The 230-nt window shown below is 47.8% G+C and carries 1 pseudogene; it reads right to left on the reverse strand.

The features are described from left to right. Positions 1-230 (reverse strand): annotated as a pseudogene (locus tag AB4486_RS24555) (aerobic cobaltochelatase subunit CobS); the annotation flags it as partial.

Genomic DNA, 230 nt, shown 5'->3' on the forward strand with positions numbered 1-230 from the left:
TCTGGGCGCTTGGATAACACGATCTTAGTTTCATGTTGCGGATCTAAATAGTTAAGCGTGGCGATGATGTTCCATCGGTCAAGCTGGCTATGGTTAAGAACCTGAGTACCGGAATACAACCCCGAGAAATTACCCAACCCCAGTGTGTTACAGGTTGCAAATAGGCGAAAAGAAGGGTGAGGCGTGATCACTCGGTTTTGCTCCAAAGAGGTGTATTTGCCGTCTTGCTC

Origin of the sequence: Vibrio sp. 10N.222.55.C6, assembly GCF_041473395.1 — a bacterium.
GTDB classification, from domain to species: domain Bacteria; phylum Pseudomonadota; class Gammaproteobacteria; order Enterobacterales; family Vibrionaceae; genus Vibrio; species Vibrio crassostreae_C.